The sequence below is a fragment of the Pseudomonas sp. NPDC087342 genome (genome assembly GCF_044744265.1).
GTDB lineage: Bacteria > Pseudomonadota > Gammaproteobacteria > Pseudomonadales > Pseudomonadaceae > Aquipseudomonas > Aquipseudomonas nunensis.
This window is the reverse complement of record NZ_JBIUXZ010000004.1, coordinates 46,560-65,903: the sequence shown is the minus strand read 5'-3', so window position 1 is coordinate 65,903 and position 19,344 is coordinate 46,560. Positions and strand designations below refer to the sequence as shown.

The 19,344-nt window shown below is 59.3% G+C and carries 19 protein-coding genes; 5 read left to right on the top strand and 14 right to left on the bottom strand.

What is annotated here, in order from left to right:
• The first annotated feature begins 219 nt into the window (after nucleotides 1-219).
• Genes ACIOYV_RS12720 through ACIOYV_RS12705 form a run of 4 tightly spaced genes read left to right on the top strand, consistent with a single transcriptional unit; the run spans nucleotide 220 to nucleotide 5,325 of the window.
• Nucleotides 220-699 carry a formate dehydrogenase subunit gamma gene (locus ACIOYV_RS12720; protein ID WP_401324102.1) on the top strand — a complete coding sequence of 160 codons (480 nt, stop codon included), beginning with the start codon at nucleotides 220-222 and terminating at the stop codon, nucleotides 697-699.
• On the top strand, nucleotides 696-2,228 hold the full coding sequence (locus ACIOYV_RS12715) for a formate dehydrogenase beta subunit (RefSeq protein ID WP_401324100.1): 1,533 nt from the start codon (nucleotides 696-698) through the stop codon (nucleotides 2,226-2,228). Before ACIOYV_RS12720 ends, ACIOYV_RS12715 begins: the two co-directional genes overlap by 4 nt.
• Entirely contained in the window at nucleotides 2,225-5,107 is a 2,883-nt protein-coding gene (gene fdhF, locus ACIOYV_RS12710; protein ID WP_401324098.1) for a formate dehydrogenase subunit alpha, read from the top strand. The genes ACIOYV_RS12715 and fdhF overlap by 4 nt, the downstream gene beginning before the upstream one ends.
• Nucleotides 5,104-5,325, top strand: coding sequence for a formate dehydrogenase subunit delta (locus ACIOYV_RS12705; RefSeq protein WP_054045421.1), 222 nt, complete (start codon nucleotides 5,104-5,106; stop codon nucleotides 5,323-5,325). The genes fdhF and ACIOYV_RS12705 overlap by 4 nt, the downstream gene beginning before the upstream one ends.
• 56 nt (nucleotides 5,326-5,381) lie before the next feature.
• Here the strand turns inward: ACIOYV_RS12705 and ACIOYV_RS12700 are convergent, their stop codons facing one another.
• Nucleotides 5,382-6,128: a type IV pilus biogenesis/stability protein PilW gene (locus ACIOYV_RS12700; RefSeq protein WP_401324096.1), complete on the bottom strand. Its 747-nt coding sequence runs from the start codon at nucleotides 6,126-6,128 to the stop codon at nucleotides 5,382-5,384.
• Nucleotides 6,129-6,317: 189 nt separating this feature from the next.
• Here ACIOYV_RS12700 and ACIOYV_RS12695 point away from each other — a divergent pair, with 189 nt between their 5' ends.
• The gene (locus ACIOYV_RS12695; RefSeq protein ID WP_401324094.1) at nucleotides 6,318-7,586 is read left to right on the top strand and encodes a VWA domain-containing protein; all 1,269 of its coding nucleotides are present in this window, start codon (nucleotides 6,318-6,320) and stop codon (nucleotides 7,584-7,586) included.
• Between the two features lie 69 nt (nucleotides 7,587-7,655).
• Here ACIOYV_RS12695 and ACIOYV_RS12690 read toward each other — a convergent pair whose 3' ends face one another.
• The 13 genes from ACIOYV_RS12690 to ACIOYV_RS12630 all read right to left on the bottom strand — a co-directional run bounded on the left by ACIOYV_RS12690 (nucleotide 7,656) and on the right by ACIOYV_RS12630 (nucleotide 19,150).
• Complete coding sequence (locus tag ACIOYV_RS12690; protein WP_054045427.1) at nucleotides 7,656-8,234, bottom strand: TerD family protein; 579 nt, start codon at nucleotides 8,232-8,234, stop codon at nucleotides 7,656-7,658.
• 33 nt (nucleotides 8,235-8,267) lie between these two features.
• Nucleotides 8,268-8,843: a TerD family protein gene (locus ACIOYV_RS12685; protein ID WP_054045429.1), complete on the bottom strand. Its 576-nt coding sequence runs from the start codon at nucleotides 8,841-8,843 to the stop codon at nucleotides 8,268-8,270.
• Nucleotides 8,844-8,876: 33 nt separating this feature from the next.
• Nucleotides 8,877-9,911, bottom strand: coding sequence for a TerC/Alx family metal homeostasis membrane protein (locus ACIOYV_RS12680; RefSeq protein WP_163912187.1), 1,035 nt, complete (start codon nucleotides 9,909-9,911; stop codon nucleotides 8,877-8,879).
• Nucleotides 9,912-9,923: 12 nt separating this feature from the next.
• Nucleotides 9,924-10,373 carry a tellurite resistance TerB family protein gene (locus ACIOYV_RS12675; RefSeq protein ID WP_054045432.1) on the bottom strand — a complete coding sequence of 150 codons (450 nt, stop codon included), beginning with the start codon at nucleotides 10,371-10,373 and terminating at the stop codon, nucleotides 9,924-9,926.
• Nucleotides 10,374-10,421: 48 nt separating this feature from the next.
• The gene (locus ACIOYV_RS12670) at nucleotides 10,422-11,600 is read right to left on the bottom strand and encodes a TerD family protein (protein ID WP_290023543.1); all 1,179 of its coding nucleotides are present in this window, start codon (nucleotides 11,598-11,600) and stop codon (nucleotides 10,422-10,424) included.
• Nucleotides 11,597-12,184, bottom strand: coding sequence for a TerD family protein (locus ACIOYV_RS12665; RefSeq protein WP_163912183.1), 588 nt, complete (start codon nucleotides 12,182-12,184; stop codon nucleotides 11,597-11,599). The genes ACIOYV_RS12670 and ACIOYV_RS12665 overlap by 4 nt, the downstream gene beginning before the upstream one ends.
• Nucleotides 12,165-12,944, bottom strand: a complete 780-nt coding sequence (locus ACIOYV_RS12660; protein ID WP_083471268.1) for an HAD-IB family hydrolase — start codon at nucleotides 12,942-12,944, stop codon at nucleotides 12,165-12,167. The genes ACIOYV_RS12665 and ACIOYV_RS12660 overlap by 20 nt, the downstream gene beginning before the upstream one ends.
• Nucleotides 12,941-13,891, bottom strand: a complete 951-nt coding sequence (locus ACIOYV_RS12655) for an HpcH/HpaI aldolase/citrate lyase family protein (protein WP_401324091.1) — start codon at nucleotides 13,889-13,891, stop codon at nucleotides 12,941-12,943. The genes ACIOYV_RS12660 and ACIOYV_RS12655 overlap by 4 nt, the downstream gene beginning before the upstream one ends.
• On the bottom strand, nucleotides 13,891-14,985 hold the full coding sequence (locus ACIOYV_RS12650; protein ID WP_401324089.1) for a cysteine protease StiP family protein: 1,095 nt from the start codon (nucleotides 14,983-14,985) through the stop codon (nucleotides 13,891-13,893). Before ACIOYV_RS12650 ends, ACIOYV_RS12655 begins: the two co-directional genes overlap by 1 nt.
• Entirely contained in the window at nucleotides 14,978-15,736 is a 759-nt protein-coding gene (locus ACIOYV_RS12645) for a trehalose phosphatase (protein ID WP_401324087.1), read from the bottom strand. Before ACIOYV_RS12645 ends, ACIOYV_RS12650 begins: the two co-directional genes overlap by 8 nt.
• On the bottom strand, nucleotides 15,726-16,862 hold the full coding sequence (locus ACIOYV_RS12640; protein ID WP_401324086.1) for a phosphoribosyltransferase domain-containing protein: 1,137 nt from the start codon (nucleotides 16,860-16,862) through the stop codon (nucleotides 15,726-15,728). The genes ACIOYV_RS12645 and ACIOYV_RS12640 overlap by 11 nt, the downstream gene beginning before the upstream one ends.
• Nucleotides 16,863-16,932: 70 nt before the next feature.
• Complete coding sequence (locus tag ACIOYV_RS12635; RefSeq protein WP_401324084.1) at nucleotides 16,933-18,072, bottom strand: trypsin-like peptidase domain-containing protein; 1,140 nt, start codon at nucleotides 18,070-18,072, stop codon at nucleotides 16,933-16,935.
• Nucleotides 18,073-18,151: 79 nt separating this feature from the next.
• Nucleotides 18,152-19,150, bottom strand: a complete 999-nt coding sequence (locus tag ACIOYV_RS12630) for an ATP-grasp domain-containing protein (RefSeq protein ID WP_401324082.1) — start codon at nucleotides 19,148-19,150, stop codon at nucleotides 18,152-18,154.
• Between the last annotated feature and the right edge of the window lie 194 nt (nucleotides 19,151-19,344).

Sequence of the window (19,344 nt, the reverse complement as noted above, 5' to 3'; positions counted from 1 at the left end):
CGCTTTTGTACCGTTGAATCAATGCCGGCGTGGCAAGCTGCAATTTATGCCCTGAAGAGGTGCGGCGAAGACCGTACCGGGCCCAACAAGATGCCCGCTCAGGGTGCCTGGCCAACGGCCAAAAATGCCACGATACCGTGACGTGGTGTGAACGCCGCAGCCGACACTTTCGGACAACCGACGACCTTCTGGTTTGTCCGTGACCGTGAGGAATGCTGTATGCCTGATGAGATGTTGTTGCACCTGCCGATGGTCAACAGCTTGCTGGAGCGCCATAAACGCTCCCCTGGCGCCCTGTTGCCGATCCTCCATGAGATTCAGGAGGGCATCGGTTACATCCCCGATGTTGCCATTCCCGAGATTGCCCACGCCCTCAACCAGAGTCAGGCCGAGATTCGTGGGGTGATCAGCTTTTACCATGACTTCCGCACCGCGCCGCCCGCCCGGCATATCTTGCGGCTGTGCCGCGCCGAGTCGTGCAAGAGTCGCGGCGCCGAGCAGCTTGCGGCGCAGTTGCGCGACCGTCTGCAACTGGACGACAACGGCAGCAGCGCCGATGGCAGCATCAGTTTGCGCCCGGTGTATTGCCTCGGCGCCTGCGCCTGTTCGCCGGCCCTGGAGCTGGATGGCAAGGTGCACGCGCGGCTGAGTGCCGAGCGTCTGGATGCCTTGCTCGACGCTTGCCGGGAGGACGTATGAGCCTCTATTTGCCGAGTGATTCCCTGGCCCGCGCCGTGGGTGCCGATGAGGTGGCGTCGGCCCTTGCCGGCCAGGACCTGCAACGCACCAGTTCTCGTGGCCTCTACTGGCTGGAACCGCTGCTGGAAGTCGACACGCCGCAAGGCCGAATCGGCTTTGGCCCGCTGACTGCTGCCGATGTGCCGTCCGTGCTGGATGCGCTGCACGGCGAGCCGTCCGCGCATCCACTGGCCTTGGGACTGGTGGAAGAATTACCGTATCTGAAAACCCAACAACGCCTGCTGTTCGCCCGCGCCGGCATTACCCGGCCGCTGTCGCTGGACGATTATCGGGCGCACGGTGGTTTTGAGGGTTTGAATAGGGCCGTCAGCATTGGCGGCGAGCAAGCTGCGACGGAAGTGTTCGACTCTGGCCTGCGTGGCCGTGGCGGCGCAGCGTTCCCGGCCGGGATCAAATGGCGCACGGTGCGCGCCACCCAAGCCGCGCAGAAATACATTGTGTGCAACGCCGACGAAGGCGACTCCGGCACGTTCGCCGACCGCATGTTGATGGAGGGCGACCCGTTCCTGCTGATCGAAGGCATGGCGATTGCCGGCATCACCGTCGGCGCCAGTTACGGCTACATCTATGTGCGTTCGGAATATCCACAAGCGGTGGCGACCTTGCGCGAAGCGCTGGAGATTGCCCGGTCGAACGGCTACCTCGGCGCCAATGTCGGCGGCAGCGGTCAGGCGTTCGACATGGAAGTGCGGGTCGGTGCCGGCGCCTACATTTGCGGTGAAGAAACCGCGTTGCTGGATTCCCTCGAAGGCAAACGCGGGATCGTCCGCGCCAAGCCGCCAATCCCGGCGTTGCAGGGCTTGTTCGGTCTGCCGACCCTGGTGCACAACGTGCTGACGTTGGCCTCGGTGCCGCTGATTTTGGCCAAGGGGGCGCAGTTCTATCGCGATTTCGGCATGGGCCGTTCCCTGGGCACCATGCCTTTCCAGTTGGCCGGCAATATTCTTCGCGGCGGCTTGGTAGAACGAGCGTTTGGCCTGACCCTGCGCGAACTGGTGGAAGATTACGGCGGCGGCACCGCGACTGGCCGGCCGCTGAAAGCCGCGCAAGTCGGCGGCCCGCTCGGCACCTGGGTGCCGCCGTCGCAATTCGACACGCCGCTGGATTACGAAGCCTTTGCCGCCATGGGCGCGATGCTCGGGCACGGTGGTGTAGTGGTGGCGGACGACACGCTGGACATGGCGCACATGGCACGTTTCGCGATGCAGTTCTGCGCCGAGGAATCGTGTGGCAAATGCACGCCTTGCCGCATCGGCTCGACTCGCGGCGTGGAGGTGATCGATCGCCTGCTCGCCGCGCCGGACCAAAGCGGTCGCGATGAGCAGGCGATCATCCTCAAGGACCTGTGCGACACGATGCAATACGGTTCGCTGTGCGCGTTGGGCGGCATGGCCCCCTTCCCTGTGGTCAGCGCCCTCAAGTACTTCCCCGCCGACTTCGGTCTGCAGCCCTCGGAGGCCGACCAATGATCACCCTCTTCGACCCGAAAACCGATATCGATCTGGGCACCCCGGCCCGCGAAAGCCAGGTGCAAGTCACCCTGAACATCGACGGCCGCAGCATCAGCGTGCCCGAAGGCACGTCGGTGATGCGCGCCGCTGCGCTGCTGGGCACCACCATTCCGAAACTGTGCGCCACCGACAGCCTCGAAGCCTTCGGCTCTTGCCGCATGTGCCTGGTGGAAATCGACGGGATGCGCGGCTACCCGGCGTCCTGCACCACGCCAGTCACCGAAGGCATGAGCGTGCACACCCAGACGCCGAAGCTCGCGACCCTGCGCCGCAACGTCATGGAGTTGTACATCTCCGATCACCCGCTGGACTGCCTGACTTGTTCGGCCAACGGCAATTGCGAACTGCAAACCGTGGCCGGCCAGGTTGGCTTGCGGGAAGTGCGTTATGGCTATGAAGGCGACAACCATCTGGCCGATGTGAAGGACACGTCCAACCCCTACTTCGACTACGACCCGAGCAAGTGCATCGTCTGCAACCGCTGCGTGCGCGCCTGCGAAGAAACCCAGGGCACGTTTGCCCTGACCATTACCGGACGCGGTTTCGAATCCCGGGTCGCGGCGGCTGGTGGCGATAACTTCCTTGATTCGGAATGCGTGTCCTGCGGCGCCTGTGTGCAGGCCTGCCCCACCGCGACGCTGATGGAAAAAAGCGTGGTCGAACTGGGTCAGCCGGAGCGCAGCGTGATCACCACGTGCGCCTATTGCGGCGTCGGTTGCTCGTTCCGCGCCGAGATGAAAGGCGACAAACTGGTGCGCATGGTTCCGGACAAAAACGGCCAGGCCAACCACGGCCACTCTTGCGTCAAAGGACGCTTTGCCTGGGGCTACGCCACTCACCCGGATCGCATCACCAAACCGATGATCCGCAATCACATCAACGATCCGTGGCAGGAAGTCAGCTGGGATGAAGCGGTGACCTACGCCGCCAGCGAGTTCCGCCGGTTGCAGCAAAAATACGGTCGCGACTCCATTGGCGGCATCACTTCCAGCCGCTGCACCAACGAAGAAACCTACCTCGTCCAAAAACTGGTGCGCGCCGCGTTCGGCAACAACAACGTCGATACCTGTGCGCGGGTCTGCCACTCGCCGACCGGTTATGGCTTGAAACAAACCTTGGGCGAATCTGCCGGCACCCAGAGTTTCGATTCGGTCATGAAGGCAGACGTGATCCTGGTGATGGGCGCCAACCCGAGCGACGCCCACCCGGTGTTCGCTTCCCAGCTCAAACGTCGTTTGCGGGAAGGTGCGCGACTGATTGTCATCGACCCACGGCGCATTGATCTGGTGGACTCGGTGCACGCCCGCGCTGAACTGCACCTGGCCCTGCGTCCGGGCACCAACGTCGCCATGCTCAACGCGCTGGCTCACACCATCGTCACCGAAGGTCTGCTCAACCAAGCCTTTATCGATGAACGTTGCGAGGGCAGCGATTTTGCGCGCTGGAGCGAATTTGTCAGCCGTCCGGAAAACTCGCCGGAAGTGCTTGGCGCCATTTGCGGCGTGGACGCTGGCGACATCCGTGCCGCCGCCCGTTTGTATGCGAACGCCGGCAATGCTGCGATTTACTACGGCTTAGGCATCACCGAACACAGCCAGGGCAGCACCGCCGTCATGGGCATCGCCAACCTGGCCATGGCCACCGGCAATATCGGTCGCGAAGGCGTCGGCGTGAACCCGCTGCGAGGACAGAACAACGTCCAGGGTTCCTGCGACATGGGTTCCTTCCCTCACGAGTTGCCCGGCTACCGCCACATCTCCAACGAAGTGGTGCGCACGCAGTTCGAGCAGGCGTGGAATGTCACCTTGCAACCCGATCCGGGCCTGCGCATTCCGAACATGTTTGAAGCGGCGCTGGCCGGCAGTTTCAAAGGCTTGTACTGCCAGGGCGAAGACATCGCTCAGAGCGACCCGAATACCCAGCACGTCACCGCCGCCCTTTCGGCCATGGAATGCGTGGTGGTGCAGGACATTTTCCTCAACGAAACCGCGAAGTTTGCCCATGTGTTCCTGCCGGGCAGTTCGTTCCTGGAAAAGGACGGCACCTTCACCAACGCCGAGCGCCGCATCTCTCGCGTGCGCAAGGTCATGGAACCGCTGGGCGGCAAAGCCGATTGGGAAGGCACGGTGGCGTTGGCCAACGCATTGGGCTATCCAATGAACTACCAGCATCCGTCAGAGATCATGGATGAAATCGCCAGCCTGACGCCGACCTTCACCAACGTCAGCTACGCCGCGCTGGACAGCCACGGCAGCCTGCAATGGCCGTGCAACGCCGCTGCACCGGACGGCACGCCGACCATGCACATCGAGCAATTCGTGCGCGGCAAGGGGCGCTTTATGCTCACCGGCTACGTGCCCACCGAGGAGAAGGTCAACAATCGTTATCCGCTGCTGCTGACCACCGGGCGCATCCTCAGCCAATACAACGTCGGCGCTCAGACCCGGAGAACCGAGAACGTCGCCTGGCACGATGAAGATCGTCTGGAAATCCATCCAACCGACGCCGAGAGCCGTGGTATCAACGAAGGCGATTGGGTCGGCATCGGCAGCCGCGCCGGCCAGACTGTGCTGCGTGCGCGGGTCACCGAACGGGTCGCGCCGGGCGTGGTGTACACCACCTTCCACTTCCCGGAATCCGGGGCCAACGTGATCACCACCGACAACTCCGACTGGGCCACCAACTGTCCGGAGTACAAAGTCACCGCCGTGGAAGTCAGCCGCGTCTACCACCCTTCGGAATGGCAAAAACGCTATCAGGCTTTCAGCGATGAACAGGATCGTCTGTTGAAAGACCGTCGGCATGCTCGTGGTGCCAAAGCCGAGGTGCGCCGATGAGCACGGACAACCTGATCAAGATGGCCAACCAGATCGCCCAGTACTTCGCCACCGAACCGGATCAGCAATTGGCCGTGCTCGGTGTGCGCAATCACTTGCAGATGTACTGGACGCCGGGCATGCGCAAGGAATTGCTGGCGTGGCAGACGGAGCATCAAGGGGCGGACATGCACCCGCTGGCGCAGGCGGCTGTCAGTGGGGCGGGATGGGAGGCCTAGGTTAACGATCCCTTGGAGTCAGCCCCGAATTTTTCGGGGCTTTCCCCAGTTTCAAACTACAGCTCGACGCGGTTATAACTCCCTTCAGCGCCGACATTGTGGCCAAAACCACACCACTCACCGGCCGTACGCTTTACCGTGAGCAGGTCTTTTTTGATGTCGAAGTCGTAGGCACAGTCGCCAACATCATCGCCGGTCATGGCGTAATGAGCCTTGCCGTTGTTAATCGCTAGTACCGTGGAAAACTCCCCGATATTGGGACCGTTATACATCGCCATCAGGCCAGCGTAATAACCCTGAAAAACAACTTGGAACTGCGAACCTTGCGGCTTGATCGTCATGGAATTCCATAACGCAGCCCCGGCATATTGCCAATACTGCCCGTCCGGCTTACTCGACAGTTTCTCCAGTGAGTTCTTTATATCGCCACTGATCTTGCCAAGGTTGAAGATCGACTTTTTATCGTTCGGTAAAATGCTCAGCCACGCACGGGCCTTGAGGTAATTGCCTTCGTGTATGTAGGTGAGCGCAACGTTGTTGTAGGCCATCGCGACTTTATCTTCGTCCAGCTGACAACTCTCCGACCAGCCTGCCTGCCGCTCGTACTGTTCCCGGGCCTTGGCATATTGCTTGAGCTTGTAATACTTCCCGCCTTCGGCGGAATACTCACTGATCTTCAGGCAATTGGCAGTCGCCTCTTCTTCCGTAACATCGGCATGAGCAAATAGCGGTGTGATGAGAAGCAAGAGGATCGCTTGAAGCTGTATCACGCGACGCACTGAAGGAGAGTGCTTAACGTCCATATTATTTTTCCCTGTTGATAAGTCGACATACCGAGCGTTGCGAAGGGTAGCGTGGTCGCGTAGGGCAGACAATCAGGGCAAAGCCCAGCTCATAAACTTCGCCCCATCGATCCCTTACTCCCGCATAATCGCGCACCTGCACTTCCAATGAATGCCAGTTCCACGGTGCAACCATTACAAGGACGCAATATGCAAATCAGCCAAGGACAACGGTTACCCTTGTCCAGCCTCATGCCGGGCTCGCAACTTACGCTCTCGATCAACGTCCAGTCGCCCCATGTGCTCGACTTTGTATGCTTCGGCATCGATGCCCAGGGCAAACTGTCCGATGATCGCTACATGGTGTTTTTCAATCAGCCGACGACGCCGTGCAATGGCGTGAGCATGTCGAACGGCGGTGATTTCACCCTCGACCTTTCAAAACTCCCCACCACGATTGATCGCCTGGTCTTCACCACCTCGATCGACGGCACCGGTGCGATGCGCGATATCCAGGCCAGCAGTTTCAGCATTAAGAGCCTGTCTGGCGATGTGTTGGCGAAATGCGCGTTTTCGGGAGCGACCTTCGCCGACGAAAAGGCAATCATGATCGTCGAGCTATATCGCAAGTCGGGCGAATGGCGCCTGGCGTCCAATCTGCAAGGGTTCAACGCCGGTCTGGAAGCGCTGGTGAAACATTTCGGCGGCGATGTGGCTGATGAGCCGGCGCCGGCACCCGCTCCTGCCCCGGTAACGGCCCCCGTCACAAGCAAAATTTCCCTTGAGAAGAAGATTGGCGAAGCTGCGCCTCACCTGATCAGCCTGGCGAAGAAAGCCCAGGTCAGCCTCGAAAAAGCCAAGCTGACGGACGTTAAAGCGCGGGTGGGCCTGGTGCTGGACGCGTCCGGTTCCATGAACAACCAATACCAAACCGGTCGCGTTCAGGAAGTGGTCAATCGGCTGCTGCCGCTGGCGTTGCACTTTGACGACGATGGCACTCTCGATTGCTGGGCCTTTGGCGCCGAAACACTGCAACTGTCTGCCGTGACACTGGCCAACCACAAAGACTTCATCAACACCGACAGCCATGGCTGGAAAGACTGGAAGATCGGCGCTCGTTACAACGACGAACCCAAAGCCATCAAGAAGGTGATCGACTTTTACAAGCAGTCCCGGGACACCAGCCCGATCTACATCCTGTTCATCAGTGATGGAGGTGTGTCAGCCAGTGGTGCGATCAAAAAACTGATGATAGAAGCGGCCAAGCTGCCGATCTTCTGGCAGTTCGTCGGGATTGGCGGGCACAACTACGGCATCCTGGAAAAACTCGACACCATGACCGGCCGAGTCGTCGACAACTGTGGTTTCTTCGCTCTGGATGACTTGCACGACATCAGTGAAGAGCAGCTTTACGACAAGCTGATGGAAGAATTCCCACAATGGCTGAAGGACGCGAAGGCTAAAGGGATTGTCTTTTAATCGTCGAGTCATGAATCGACACGCAAAAAAAACCCCGCTCGAAAGCGGGGCTTTTTTAACCCGTAAGGGTTAGCCGATGCTGACACCGTGGGATTCAGCCAGAGGCTTCAGGCCGCCAGCAAAACCCTGGCCGATCGCCTTGAACTTGAACTCTTCACCGCTGCGATACAGCTCGCCAAAGATCATGGCGGTTTCGGTCGAAGCGTCTTCGCTCAGGTCGAAACGTGCCAGTTCTTTGCCGTCAGCCTTGTTCACAACGCGGATGTAGCCGTTGGAAACCTGGCCGAAGTTTTGTTTGCGTGCATCGGAGTCGTGGATGGTGACGGCGAATACCAACTTCTTCACCAGCGGAGCCAGGGAAGTCAGTTTGACGGTCACTTGTTCATCGTCGCCTTCGCCGGCACCGGAGCGGTTGTCGCCCATGTGTTCAACGGAGCCGTCAGTGGACTTTTTGTTGTTGTAGAAAATGAAGCTGTTGTCGTCGAGCACTTTGCCGTTTTCACCAACGATGAAAATCGACGCATCGAGGTCGAACTCGGTGCCGTCGGTAACACGAGGATCCCAGCCCAGACCCACGAGCACTTCGCTCAGGCCTGGCGCTTCTTTGGAGAGGGATACGTTGCCGCCTTTGGAAAGACTTACAGCCATGGATAAATTCCTTATTCAGTAGACCGAGGGGTTTTAGAAGTTCATGCCGTACGAGTTAGCCAGTGCCTTCAGGCCGCCGGCATAACCCGAACCAACGGCACGGAATTTCCATTCGCCGTTGTTGCGATACAGCTCGGCGAAGATCATCGCGGTTTCAGTTGAAGCGTCTTCTGCCAGGTCGTAACGAACGATCTCGGCACCGGTGATTTCGTTGACTACACGAATGAACGAACCACCGACCTGACCGAAGTTTTGCTTGCGTGCATCAGCGTCGTGGATGGTGACGGTGAACGCGATCTTGTCGATATCGGCCGGAACGCGGCTCAAATCGATTTTCAGCACTTCGTCGTCGCCATCGCCAGCACCGGTGCGGTTGTCACCAGTGTGCTCGATGGAACCGTCAGCGCTTTTGAGCTGGTTGTAGAAAATAAAGTCGGCGTCACCACGCACTTTGCCGTTGGCACCCAGCAGGAACGCGCTCGCGTCCAGGTCAAACTCCGTGCCGTCAGTTGCGCGAGGATCCCAACCCAGACCGACCAGAATCTTGGTCAGCGAAGGATCGGTCTTCGATAGGGACAGATTGCCGCCTTTTTGAAGAGTCAATGCCATGAGTACAGCTCCTTGTGGTTAATGCGTTTTGAATTACTGGTTATCAGCCGGGGCAACTTCCTTTTCCGGGAAGATCACACTGGCGAAGATGCCGATGGCCAGCACCACAACAACGATGAGCAGACTGGTGTTCGGGTCGATGTTGTAACCGTGATGGAACAGGTGGTCAGTCGCATTCAGGCCAAGCTTCACCGCGATGAAAAACAGCAGCGCGATGACGGCTTTTTCCAGGTGAACCAGGTAGCGCTTGAGGGCTTCCAGTACGAAGTACATGGTCCGCAGGCCGAGGATCGCGAAGAGCATCGCCGAGAACACGATCAGCGGTTCGCGGCTGACCGCGATGACCGCCGGGACGGAGTCGAAGGCAAACAACACATCGGACACTTCCATGACCACCAGGCACAGGAACAGCGGCGTGGCGAACAGACCGCCCTTGGCCGCCAGCGACATGCCCTTGTTTTCCGGCTTGGTCAGTTCGGCTTCCAGCGTCTTGCGGCGCACGAAGAAGTCATGACCATGCAGTTTCGGCCACACCGGGAACAGCTTCTTCGCGAAGCGGTAAGCCATGTGCGTGGAGTAATCCTCTTCTTCTTCGTCGTCACCGCCGCCTCTGAGCATCATGACTGCCGTCCAGGCCACGATCAGGGCAAAGACCACTTCGACCCACGGCCCCAGCGCCAGCAAGCCGGTACCGATGGCCACGAAGATCAGGCGGAAAACGATCGCGCCGATGATGCCCCAGTACAGGACACGGTGGCGCAAGCCATTCGGCACTTTGAACCAGGCGAAGATCGCCATGAACACGAACAGGTTGTCCACGCTCAGGACTTTTTCCAGCGCATAGCCGGTGATGAACAGGGTCGCGACATCCGGACCGTGTTCGACGTACAGAAACCCTGCAAAGCCGAACGAGATGAGAATCCAGAACACCGACCAGGCCGACGCTTTGGCGAGGCTGATCGGCTGGTCACCGCGATGGGTGAACATGTCGAGGATCATCGCGCCGAGCGCCAGCGCCACAAACACAGCGATGGTCAGCGGGGGGAAACCCAGGTGAGTAACTTCCACAGTTTTGTTTCCTTACAGTTCAAAGTCAGCTGGGGGTAGACCCAGCTCGAGGCAAATCAGGCGGCAAACGGCTTTTTCCTTGTCGTCGAAATTTCCGTCCGACGCGCCGATGGCGCACGCAACGCGCACGAGCAGGCGACCTGCGCCGTCCTTGCCCTTGATCTTGCTGATGTTCTTCAGGGCTTCGGCTTGACCGATCTGGAAGTCAAACTCGAACTTGCCACACGCGTCGTTGAAGACTTTGATGACGTCGGTCAGGTTGAACACCTTCAACTCAGGCGAGTTGTTGATGAACCCGGTCATCTTCATTTTTTCTGCCGAGGTGACTTCACCGTCGGCCGCCGCGACCATGGCACAGCTATTGGCGACCGCTTCCATGAACTCTTTGTTCTTGAACTTGGCCACTTCGGTGGTCAGTTTTTCGCGAGCAAGTGCCGCGTTCGTTTTCAACCATGACAACATGTTGTTCACCTCAAGGGCGGGCCGGACCGGCCCGCCGTATTCAAATAATTACTTGGAGCCAGCCGCCCAGCGCATGCCCCAGCCGTAAGCCTTGTCCATGAACGAATGCCCCTTGTGGAAGTCGACGCGTCGACTCACCTTGACGCCGCCGCCCTCATTTTCCAGCAGAGCGATTGCACACATGCCAAGGCGACCGCCCTCTTCATTCAGGCGAACTTCGATAGGTGGCTGGCCCGGGACATAAATGGTCACGACGCCATCGGTCTCACGCCAGTTCGGTGCACCTTCATAGATGAAGGCAAACACCAGAACACGGCGGATTTCTCCCCAATGCTTACCGTTGATGTGGAGCCATTCGCCATCGCTGACGGCACCGGTACGGTCATCGCCCATCAACTGAATGTAGGGATCGTGATTGAGCTCGCCGAAGCAATTGCCCAGCGCCTGAACAACGCCCTTGGACCCGTCCTGCAACTCAAACAGGCAACCGACGTCGAGGTCGATGGCGTTGTTTCGCGAGAAGAAGCCACCGGACTTGCCTTTGTTCCAGTTGAGGTTGACCTTGATCTCGCCGAAGCCTCCCGCCGTTTTCTCCAGGCTGATGGAGGAGCGGGTCTTGTCGAGGGTGATTTTGCTGAGGCTGACCGAAGACTTCACAGCCGCCGGTGCTGGCGCGGCAGGCGCCGCAACAGGAGCAGGAGCAGCAACCGGAGCCGGAGCCGGCGCGGCAATTTCAACGCCGAAGTACTTGGCCAACGGTTCCAGGCCCCCGGCGAAACCCTGAGCGACACAACGGAACTTCCACTCACCCTGGCGGCGATAAAACTCGCCGAGGATCAGGGCTGTTTCCTTCATTCCGCCTGTGGGAATCTGCGCTTCGATGCCGCCAGTGACGGCCAGCGAAAGCTGAGACACGCGGTCAAAACTGGCTTTGTTCTCGTAAATCGTCGCCGTCAGCGCCACCTTCTCGACCGCCGCATCCAGGCGCGACAAATCAAGGGTGAAGACCGCGCGACCGGCCGAGGACTCGGTCATCTGCACCGTTCCGCCCAGCACGTTGGTCTGGCCGTAGAAGCACATATCGGTGTCGCCGCGGACTTTCCCCGCGGCCCCCAGGACGAATGCAGACACGTCGATATCTGCACCCGGGATAGCCGAGTAACTGATATCGATCCGTACCTGGCCGGTGGCTACCGGCGCGTTTCCGCCAGGTACCAGGGTTGTCATGCACGCACCGCCTGCACAGCCAGATTGACCAGGTCATCAGCGGTACGGCCATTGGTCACCTGACCGATCGCCTTGAATTCCCAGCCGCCGTTTTCACGTACCAGACTGGCCATGACGACACCGGTGTGACGACCCTTCTCGGAAAGATTGAAGCGCGCCAGTTCAGTCTTGTTGCTCGCGTTAACGATGCGGCAATAGGCGTTGGCAATCTTTTCGAAGGTCTGGCCGGTGAAGCTGTTCACGGTAAACACCAGGGATTTGACGGTGGCCGGCAGACGCTGCAGATCAACCCGGATCGTTTCGTCGTCGCCATCGCCTTCGCCAGTGCGGTTGTCGCCCGAATGCTGGATCGAACCATCGCGGGAAGTCAGTTGACGGAACCACACCAGGTCCACTGGTTTTAGATCTGCATCGAAAAGAATGCAGGAAGCATCCAGGTCGACATCACCACCGTTACCCATCAACCGCCCCATGAACCCGGCTTTTTCCGGATCCCAGCCCAGGCCAAGCGTGATAGCGGTGAGACCACCGCCAGCAGTTTTTTCCAGGGAAATTGTTTGGTTTTTAGTCAGAGTTAGGGCCATCGGTACGCTCCTTGTTGATCGTCGGTTGCTCGTGGTTTTCGCTGCTGCCCTCAACCGGATGAGTCGCCGTCGGCACAACGCCTGCGTCTCGAGCCAAGGTCTTGGTGACCCGAAGGCGTCCTCGACGCCATGCGGGGTGGAAATGTCGCCAGTGCGCGTCTTGCGCAGCGGCCAAAAGTTCGTGGTCGCCGCGGGTGTCGCCCCAGGCGCGCAATCGGTATTGCGTCAAATCTCCATAGACCGCTTCTAGTCGTCGCACCTTTGCTTCACAGCGGCAGTTGTCGCCCGATATGCGCCCCGTGAGGCGCCCATCGACGACTTCCAGTTCTGTGGCGATCAGCTTGATGTTGAGCCGATCGGCAAACGGTTTCAGGACCAGCGCCGGCGAAGCCGAGCACAGCGTGACCTCACTGCCTGCCTGTCTTTCGGCGGCCACAGAGGCCAGCCCGGCAGGACGCATCAGGCGAGTCCAATGCAAGCCGCAGAATTCTGCGGCCTTGTGCCGGACCCACTCTTCCTTGGCGTCGGTCAGGAAAGCGGCGATCAGCCGTGCCTTGAGTTCGTCTCGAGACAAGCGGCGTGTCAGGTAACGCACTCCCGGCCCGGCGAGCAGGCGCAAGCGCTTGGCGAACTCAAGTTTGCCAAACGCATATTTCAGAAAGGGGACGAAGCTGTCGTGCCGGGTCAACGTGCCGTCGAAGTCAAAAACCGACAGTACCTTGGCCCCGGCCGGGCCCATTTCGAGCATTTCCTGAGTCATCGGCCCGCCTCCGCAAGACGAATCGATTGATCGGTTTGGCTCGGCTCCGCATGCCTGACGCCATGCCATTTGGCACGTTCAAGAATGTTGGTGGCCCATTTGAAGTGAGTTGCTGGTTCACACATCGTGTCATTGTGATTGAAGACGGCCGGCGCGACCTCGTTCAGCATCAATTTGGCACAATTTAGATCTTCAAGGCTGACGCGCAGACTGTCCTGAATACTGCTGATCTGGCTTGGGTGAATCGCCGTTTTGCCCACCAAACCGTGGGCAATGTCGAGGCTCAGTTCTTCCAGCAATAGATGCGGCGTCGCCAAACGCTCGAACACCGGGGCGGTCAAGGCAAACCCCTGCGAGCCCATGACCCCGGCCAACATCTGGATCACGTACCCCATAGGTGTGCTGTAAAGCGTTGTCGCCGGATTGCGGCGAAGGCCCAGGCAACCCAGCAGGTCATTCCCGCCGATCCGCAGCGCAATGATGCGATGGTTCAGCGTCTGCTTGAGCGCCTCACCCAGCTCGACCATCGCCACAGGGTTGAAGACTTCCCGGGTTTCCAGGGTCGGCATCAGAAAGATGTCGGGATTGGTGACCGCCAGCTCCCATGAGCGCAGATTGGACAGGCTCAGTTTCGGCAACACAAAACCATCCACGTGCACCATCAACGGCCATTCGTTGAGCACGGCGGCCATCTGCGAGTCACGCGGTCGCACGAACAGCATGGGGCCATCGACCGAGCGGCCGCCCTGTTGCTCAATCGAGAGCAGTAACTTGTGCAGATTGGCCAACGCTGTCTCGACATCAATGTCCGCGACCGCGTCTTCAAGGCACACCACCATCGAGCGCAGTTCAGGCAACTTTTTGTGCAGGACCACGTCGAGGATGTCCTCGCGGGTTGCCGGCATGTAGAGCGTTGCACCGAGGGCGTAGGGCGATAGTGTTTTCATCAGCTCAAACTCCGGATGACGGTCACGGCACGATAAGGACCCAGGGCTGCCCCCACCTCTTCAACCGTCACGTTCGCTCGTTCGGTCAGGTGCATCAGCAGTTGCACGTCCGGATCGCTGCGATCGCGGACCAGAACGTGATCCGGGACACGGCGCAGGACGGCCCGCGTTGCCTCGGCAATGCCGGGTTTCACTCGGTTCAGATTGGTAATGCCAAATTGCGCGGCAATCGCGTCAATCACACCCAGCGCCGAAGCCTGCAGTTCACTGCGTTGCGCCTCGGTCCATGGGGTAGCGGCCTCGACCGCAGACTGTGCCTGACGCACGGCTTCGATCTGATCGATGAAATCTCGGGTCACGTCATGTTCATGCAAATGGTCGTACACCACGCAGCCATGCAGGCCACCGTTGGCGGGCCAGATGGAACGCGAGACCAGGCCGGAAACCGTGGCCCCGAGGATGCCCGACGGGATCACCCAGTCTTCGGCAGAGGCCGCCAGCCAGGCGCGGCCGCAAGGATCGGCGAGCACCACAAGGCGAGGCTGTTCTGGAAAGCGCGTGTCGCCCTTGAGGCTGCGCTGGATCTCTCCAGAGATGGCGCCCTTGCCGGTCCAGCCATCCACGAAAACAATGTTTTCAGCGCCGTGAGCGGCGATCACCGCTTCCAGGGCAATCATGTCGATGCCCCGGTCACGCACGATGCTGATCCCGTAATGATGAGCGTCTCGCCCCAGATCCAGGAGCGCCCGGCGCAGCAAAACGCCCAAGGGCAGCCCTGCGCGCACAAACGAAACCAGCGCGATCGAAGGGCCGTCACAGGCCTTATCCAACGCCAGTGCCAGGGATTGGACATCCCGGGCCATCCGGGCCGAATTCTGCAGCATGGCGCGCTGGTACAGCCCTTTGTGGACTTCGGTCGGGGCCGATTCCAGGCTGATCATTTCGGAGTAATGCTTCTGCCGCGTCTGGATCAGGCGCTCTTTCTCTTCTACATCCGTCACTTCGATGTCGACCGGCTGCAAAAGGAAGTGCACGTCATCCGGCGCGTAACTGCCACTGCCAACAGTGCTCAGGTGGGCAAAGGCATTAACCATTGATCATCGCCTCCACAACCTTGGCCAATTGGCTATTGGAAGGCGTCGCCCAGAAGTTGCATTCGTTCATGAAGCCCAGGTCGGTAACGCTGTCACCAAACCCCAGCACCGGACGTTCGCCATTGACGGCGCGATCACGACGAAGCAATTCTTGAACTGCCAGACGCTTGGACAAGCCGTTCGGCAGGAAGGCCAGATTGTTGCCGTTACCGTGGATATGCATGTCGTCCAGCAGACCACGGGCCTGGACCTCGGCCAGAACCTTTTGCAGCACCGAATCGTCGGACTCGTTGTGCTTGGTCACGACGTAATTCAACAGGCCCTGCTCTTCCACCACCCATCCGCGCAGGGAAATACCCATTTCCTCACCGATGGCCAAGGTTTCAGCACTCAGTGCCGGAAGGCGGTTCTGATACGCCGCCAGCGCGTCGGTCATCTGCCCATGCCAATCGCGATCCAGCGAGCCATCGGGCTGGAGGATCACACCACCGTGAGAACACACGGCGCCCGCAACGAAGGGCAATTGCACGCGGCTGTAGGCTTCGACACTACGCGCCGTGACCGGCACGACGTCTGCCGATGCCAGCAACCATTCCACAAAACTTTTCTGCACGGCGCTCATGTAGCCATTGGGCTGACCATCGACGTCCAGCGTCGCAGTGTGCCGTTCAGCGCCTTGCGGCATCTTGCGGGCGGTCTGAAACAGGGTGTCATCGAGATCGATGAGTATCAGGGGACGCTTATTGCTCATCGACAATCACCTCTGCGTTCAATGCATCAATCAGCGACCGGGGAACCGCTTGCGCTGGCGTTTCGGTGCAGATCAACACCCGGTCAAACTGACCCGGACGCACGTTGTAGAGAAAATTCGGGATACCGAGACCGTAATTGTCGGAGAACGACAAGGCGTGTCCGATCTCATGGCCCAAGGCAATCGGCGAGCGACTGGTCGAGCTGAAATGCACGTCAGCCCCGGCCCGCTCAAGACGTTCAGCCAGCAGGAATGGACGCCATACAAATTCACTGGTGCCCACGACCATCACGCGCTCACCCGGCTTGACCTGAATATCCGGGGCCAATGTGTCTTCGACATGACGCACGCCCAAACGTCCCCAGTCATTACGCGGATCAATCGGCCATTCACCTACGGCGACCGCGCCTACATCCGGCATTTCAGGCAAGGGCGCGTCTTGATCTTCAGAGAAGCGATAAGCGCCCTGCAGCAGGGACACCTGAGTGGCGGTCTCGCCCAGAACGTTGCGCACTGCGCCGCGGGACCAGTCAGTGAGCACACAGGTCACGACCCGTTCTACCTTGCTCAGCCCGGCATCCACGAGGGCGCGATGCAAATTGATGAACGTTTTGCCGGTGGAGGCTTCATCGTCAACCAGCACCAGGGAACGTGCGTTCAGCATCATTTCCCGGACATCGGGATCGATGGGCTGGTGAATCAGGTGCGCGCTGGCGTGACTGTGCTCTTCTTCAAAACGAGTGAACAACTCAGTGCCGACCGGATGGCGAGTGCTGACCATATAGACGGTGTCCGGGCGGGTCTTGCTGTAAGCGCGGTGCACGCCGGCACCCAGGCCTACGGCGGTCTCTGCCATACCGATGACGAGTACGGGGCCTGGCAGGTCATCGGGAATCTTTGCCGCGAGGTGTTCGTAGCTGACCTGCATGATCGATGGGCGAACAGGAATATGTCGGCCCAGAACGCGGGACACAAAAAGGAACGCACGTTTAGGATTACGGCGCTCGGCGAACCCGAACAATGAGTTGGGTTCGATGGAGGATTCATCGACGTCGACTTCCATCAGCCCGCGTTTGAGCTGCGCGCTGAGTCGAGTGGTCGAGGTTTTTTCTACTGCGAATTCCATTTGCAACATTCCTAAAAGAGGCGAGGTAGTGAACTGACAACCCTTCACTATTTTTTAAAGCAGGGTGCCTCTACGGATTTCGGGCTTCGATCCGCCAGAGTGACGACTGGGCTTCACGAGCCATTTCGGCGGTCGAGAAAATTCGACCGGTTGGAGATTTGGGCGGCGAGACATGACAGGCATCCAGAAAGCCCAGCAACAACCCGGCCTTGACCGCGAAGTTCATGTTTTGCGCGTCCGGCAGCGACGACGTCACCATCCCGATGACCGCCCCACTGCTATCAAACAATGGACTACCGCTGGAGCCTGGCTGAATGGCCGCGGTGAATTGGAGCAAACTTGAATCGTTGTGCAGCCCGAACAGACCGGACACCCCGCCCTGTGTCACATGAACGCCGCCACCCGCCAGGCCTGCCATCGGAAAGCCCAGGGCAATCACCGACTCGCCCAGTGCACAACCGGCGCCGTCCTTGAACACGACGGGCGACAGCGGCGGGCAATCCTGAATGCGCAGCAAGGCCATATCGTTGCGTTCGTCGACCACCACCACTTCGGCGCGGTAGCGTCCGGCAAAGGAGGAAATGTGCAGCTCCTGCATGCCCTCGATCACATGCGCGCAGGTCATGACTTGACCGGGTGAAACGGCGAATCCGGTTCCCGTTGCCGAGGTACGACTGCTCGGTGAATCACCCGAGTACGGACGGCGCGTAGGGTGCGCATCATCAATCGTGATGCCCATGCGACGGCCCATCGCGGCCAGTCCATAAGCTGATCCTTCAGCCAGCGCGCGGAATTTCCATTGGTCATTGCGGCTGTAGAACTCGCCAATGACAATCGCTGATTCGCCATTACCGTTCAGATCAAGGAACAGTTCGACTTGATTGTCGACTTGCAGGCGCAAATCTTTGAGTTCGCTGACGGGGCCAGCCGCCGAGAAGGTATAAACGACCAGCAGCAGACGTTCGCTGCCGCCAGGAAGACGGGACAAGTCCAGGGAACAGCCAATAGACGACGGCGTGCCGCTCCATTCCATCCACTGTTGAGTGACTTGAAACAGAGCCGGGTCACCTGTCGGTAGACGCTTTTCAGTGACGGGCAGCAGCGCGACGGCTGCGTATTCCCCAAATGCGGAAGAGTGGCTGCAATTCAGCGTCCAAGCACATTTTACGCCCGATATAGCGGCGTTCGCTCCAGGCGTAAGCGCCTTCATCCTGTCGTTCCTTGATCGGTATGCTGGCAATTATGCCAAGACAGCTACAATCATTCACTGTCTATGTGGCTTTGTAATATCAGGAAGGCGCTATAACGGCAACAGTGATTGGCTTCACTCGGACGTCGTTCACCCATTGAACCGCAGGTTCAGGCAGGCCCAGCCGACGAGCGGCGAATATTCCGGCCAGGTTCACCCCGGTCGCCCGCGTGTATCCGATTCCGCCGGAATAGCGCGGATTGATCTCCAACAGATGGGGAACACCGTCCTGGTCGTCTCGCGTCTGGACATTGACCAGCCCGTCGCACTTGAAGTGTGCAGCGGCCTTGAGGGCAAGTTCTACGGCTGCGGACTCGCGCTCGAATGTCTGGTGAACCCCCTGCTTTCTCCTGCCGACGAACGCCACTGGCTTACCCGCTTCGCAAACCATGTCGACGGAGCACTCGCTACCCGGCAAATAAGGCATGACGAGCATCGGCGCCCGCTCCATGCCCGACTTATAGATGTTCAGGTAGGTTTCAAAATCGACTTCCCGCGCGTCCGGATTTTCAAAACAGCGGAATGGGTCGACATCCGCCTTGAACCGCCAGAAGCCTTGCCCGTAGATGCCAACGACAGGCTTGATGCAAACCTCACCCTGGCTGGATAGAGTCTCGTAGGCGGCGGCCAGTTCCCGGGCATTGCTGACCGTCACGGCGGGAATGCAGGCCAGCCCCGCTCGCTCGGCCTCTGCGGTGAACCGACTCTTGTCGTCCACGTTGTCGAAGGTCTCCATGGACATCCCGCCCGTCACAAGCTGCAAACCGGCGGCGTCGAAGCGCTCACGGGCTGCCTCGTAATAACTGCCGATACGGCCGGCAAGAATCACCTTGATCCCGTGCTCAAGCGCGGTGGCGATCACCCAATCGATTCGCGTCTCGTTATCCAGGGGTTCCTGAAAGCTGACATCGGCCTGAGCGGTGATTTCAGGTCGGTCCTGACGATGGGACGCAAAAATCCTGACGTTCGCCGGCAGTGCTTCGCGCGCGCCGATAAGAATATCGCGCTGGCTGGATTGACCTTCGAGAAACCAGATCACGTTTACGCTCCTGAATGAATATCGACTGGGATTGAAACTCACGTTGAGTCACGAGATCCCGACGCCCGTTAAATTTCCCGTCACGATAACGGACATGAAACAAAAGGCTACCTAATTCCCTGATTGGTTTTGTCTGTGCCGGCCCGGACAGTGGCGCAGCCTGACTATTTTGATATCGTGCCGTCCATCTTCAG

What these genes read in the sequence shown, in the direction of transcription:
- ACIOYV_RS12665 (WP_163912183.1), bottom strand. Translation starts at nt 12,184, where the DNA reads ATGGCCCTAACTCTGACTAAAAACCAAACAATTTCCCTGGAAAAAACT.
- ACIOYV_RS12660 (WP_083471268.1), bottom strand. Translation starts at nt 12,944, where the DNA reads ATGACTCAGGAAATGCTCGAAATGGGCCCGGCCGGGGCCAAGGTACTG.
- ACIOYV_RS12675 (WP_054045432.1), bottom strand. Translation starts at nt 10,373, where the DNA reads ATGTTGTCATGGTTGAAAACGAACGCGGCACTTGCTCGCGAAAAACTG.
- ACIOYV_RS12705 (WP_054045421.1), top strand. Translation starts at nt 5,104, where the DNA reads ATGAGCACGGACAACCTGATCAAGATGGCCAACCAGATCGCCCAGTAC.
- ACIOYV_RS12655 (WP_401324091.1), bottom strand. Translation starts at nt 13,891, where the DNA reads ATGAAAACACTATCGCCCTACGCCCTCGGTGCAACGCTCTACATGCCG.
- ACIOYV_RS12670 (WP_290023543.1), bottom strand. Translation starts at nt 11,600, where the DNA reads ATGACAACCCTGGTACCTGGCGGAAACGCGCCGGTAGCCACCGGCCAG.
- ACIOYV_RS12650 (WP_401324089.1), bottom strand. Translation starts at nt 14,985, where the DNA reads ATGGTTAATGCCTTTGCCCACCTGAGCACTGTTGGCAGTGGCAGTTAC.
- ACIOYV_RS12720 (WP_401324102.1), top strand. Translation starts at nt 220, where the DNA reads ATGCCTGATGAGATGTTGTTGCACCTGCCGATGGTCAACAGCTTGCTG.
- ACIOYV_RS12645 (WP_401324087.1), bottom strand. Translation starts at nt 15,736, where the DNA reads ATGAGCAATAAGCGTCCCCTGATACTCATCGATCTCGATGACACCCTG.
- ACIOYV_RS12715 (WP_401324100.1), top strand. Translation starts at nt 696, where the DNA reads ATGAGCCTCTATTTGCCGAGTGATTCCCTGGCCCGCGCCGTGGGTGCC.
- ACIOYV_RS12695 (WP_401324094.1), top strand. Translation starts at nt 6,318, where the DNA reads ATGCAAATCAGCCAAGGACAACGGTTACCCTTGTCCAGCCTCATGCCG.
- ACIOYV_RS12640 (WP_401324086.1), bottom strand. Translation starts at nt 16,862, where the DNA reads ATGGAATTCGCAGTAGAAAAAACCTCGACCACTCGACTCAGCGCGCAG.
- ACIOYV_RS12690 (WP_054045427.1), bottom strand. Translation starts at nt 8,234, where the DNA reads ATGGCTGTAAGTCTTTCCAAAGGCGGCAACGTATCCCTCTCCAAAGAA.
- ACIOYV_RS12685 (WP_054045429.1), bottom strand. Translation starts at nt 8,843, where the DNA reads ATGGCATTGACTCTTCAAAAAGGCGGCAATCTGTCCCTATCGAAGACC.
- ACIOYV_RS12700 (WP_401324096.1), bottom strand. Translation starts at nt 6,128, where the DNA reads ATGGACGTTAAGCACTCTCCTTCAGTGCGTCGCGTGATACAGCTTCAA.
- fdhF (WP_401324098.1), top strand. Translation starts at nt 2,225, where the DNA reads ATGATCACCCTCTTCGACCCGAAAACCGATATCGATCTGGGCACCCCG.
- ACIOYV_RS12635 (WP_401324084.1), bottom strand. Translation starts at nt 18,072, where the DNA reads ATGAAGGCGCTTACGCCTGGAGCGAACGCCGCTATATCGGGCGTAAAA.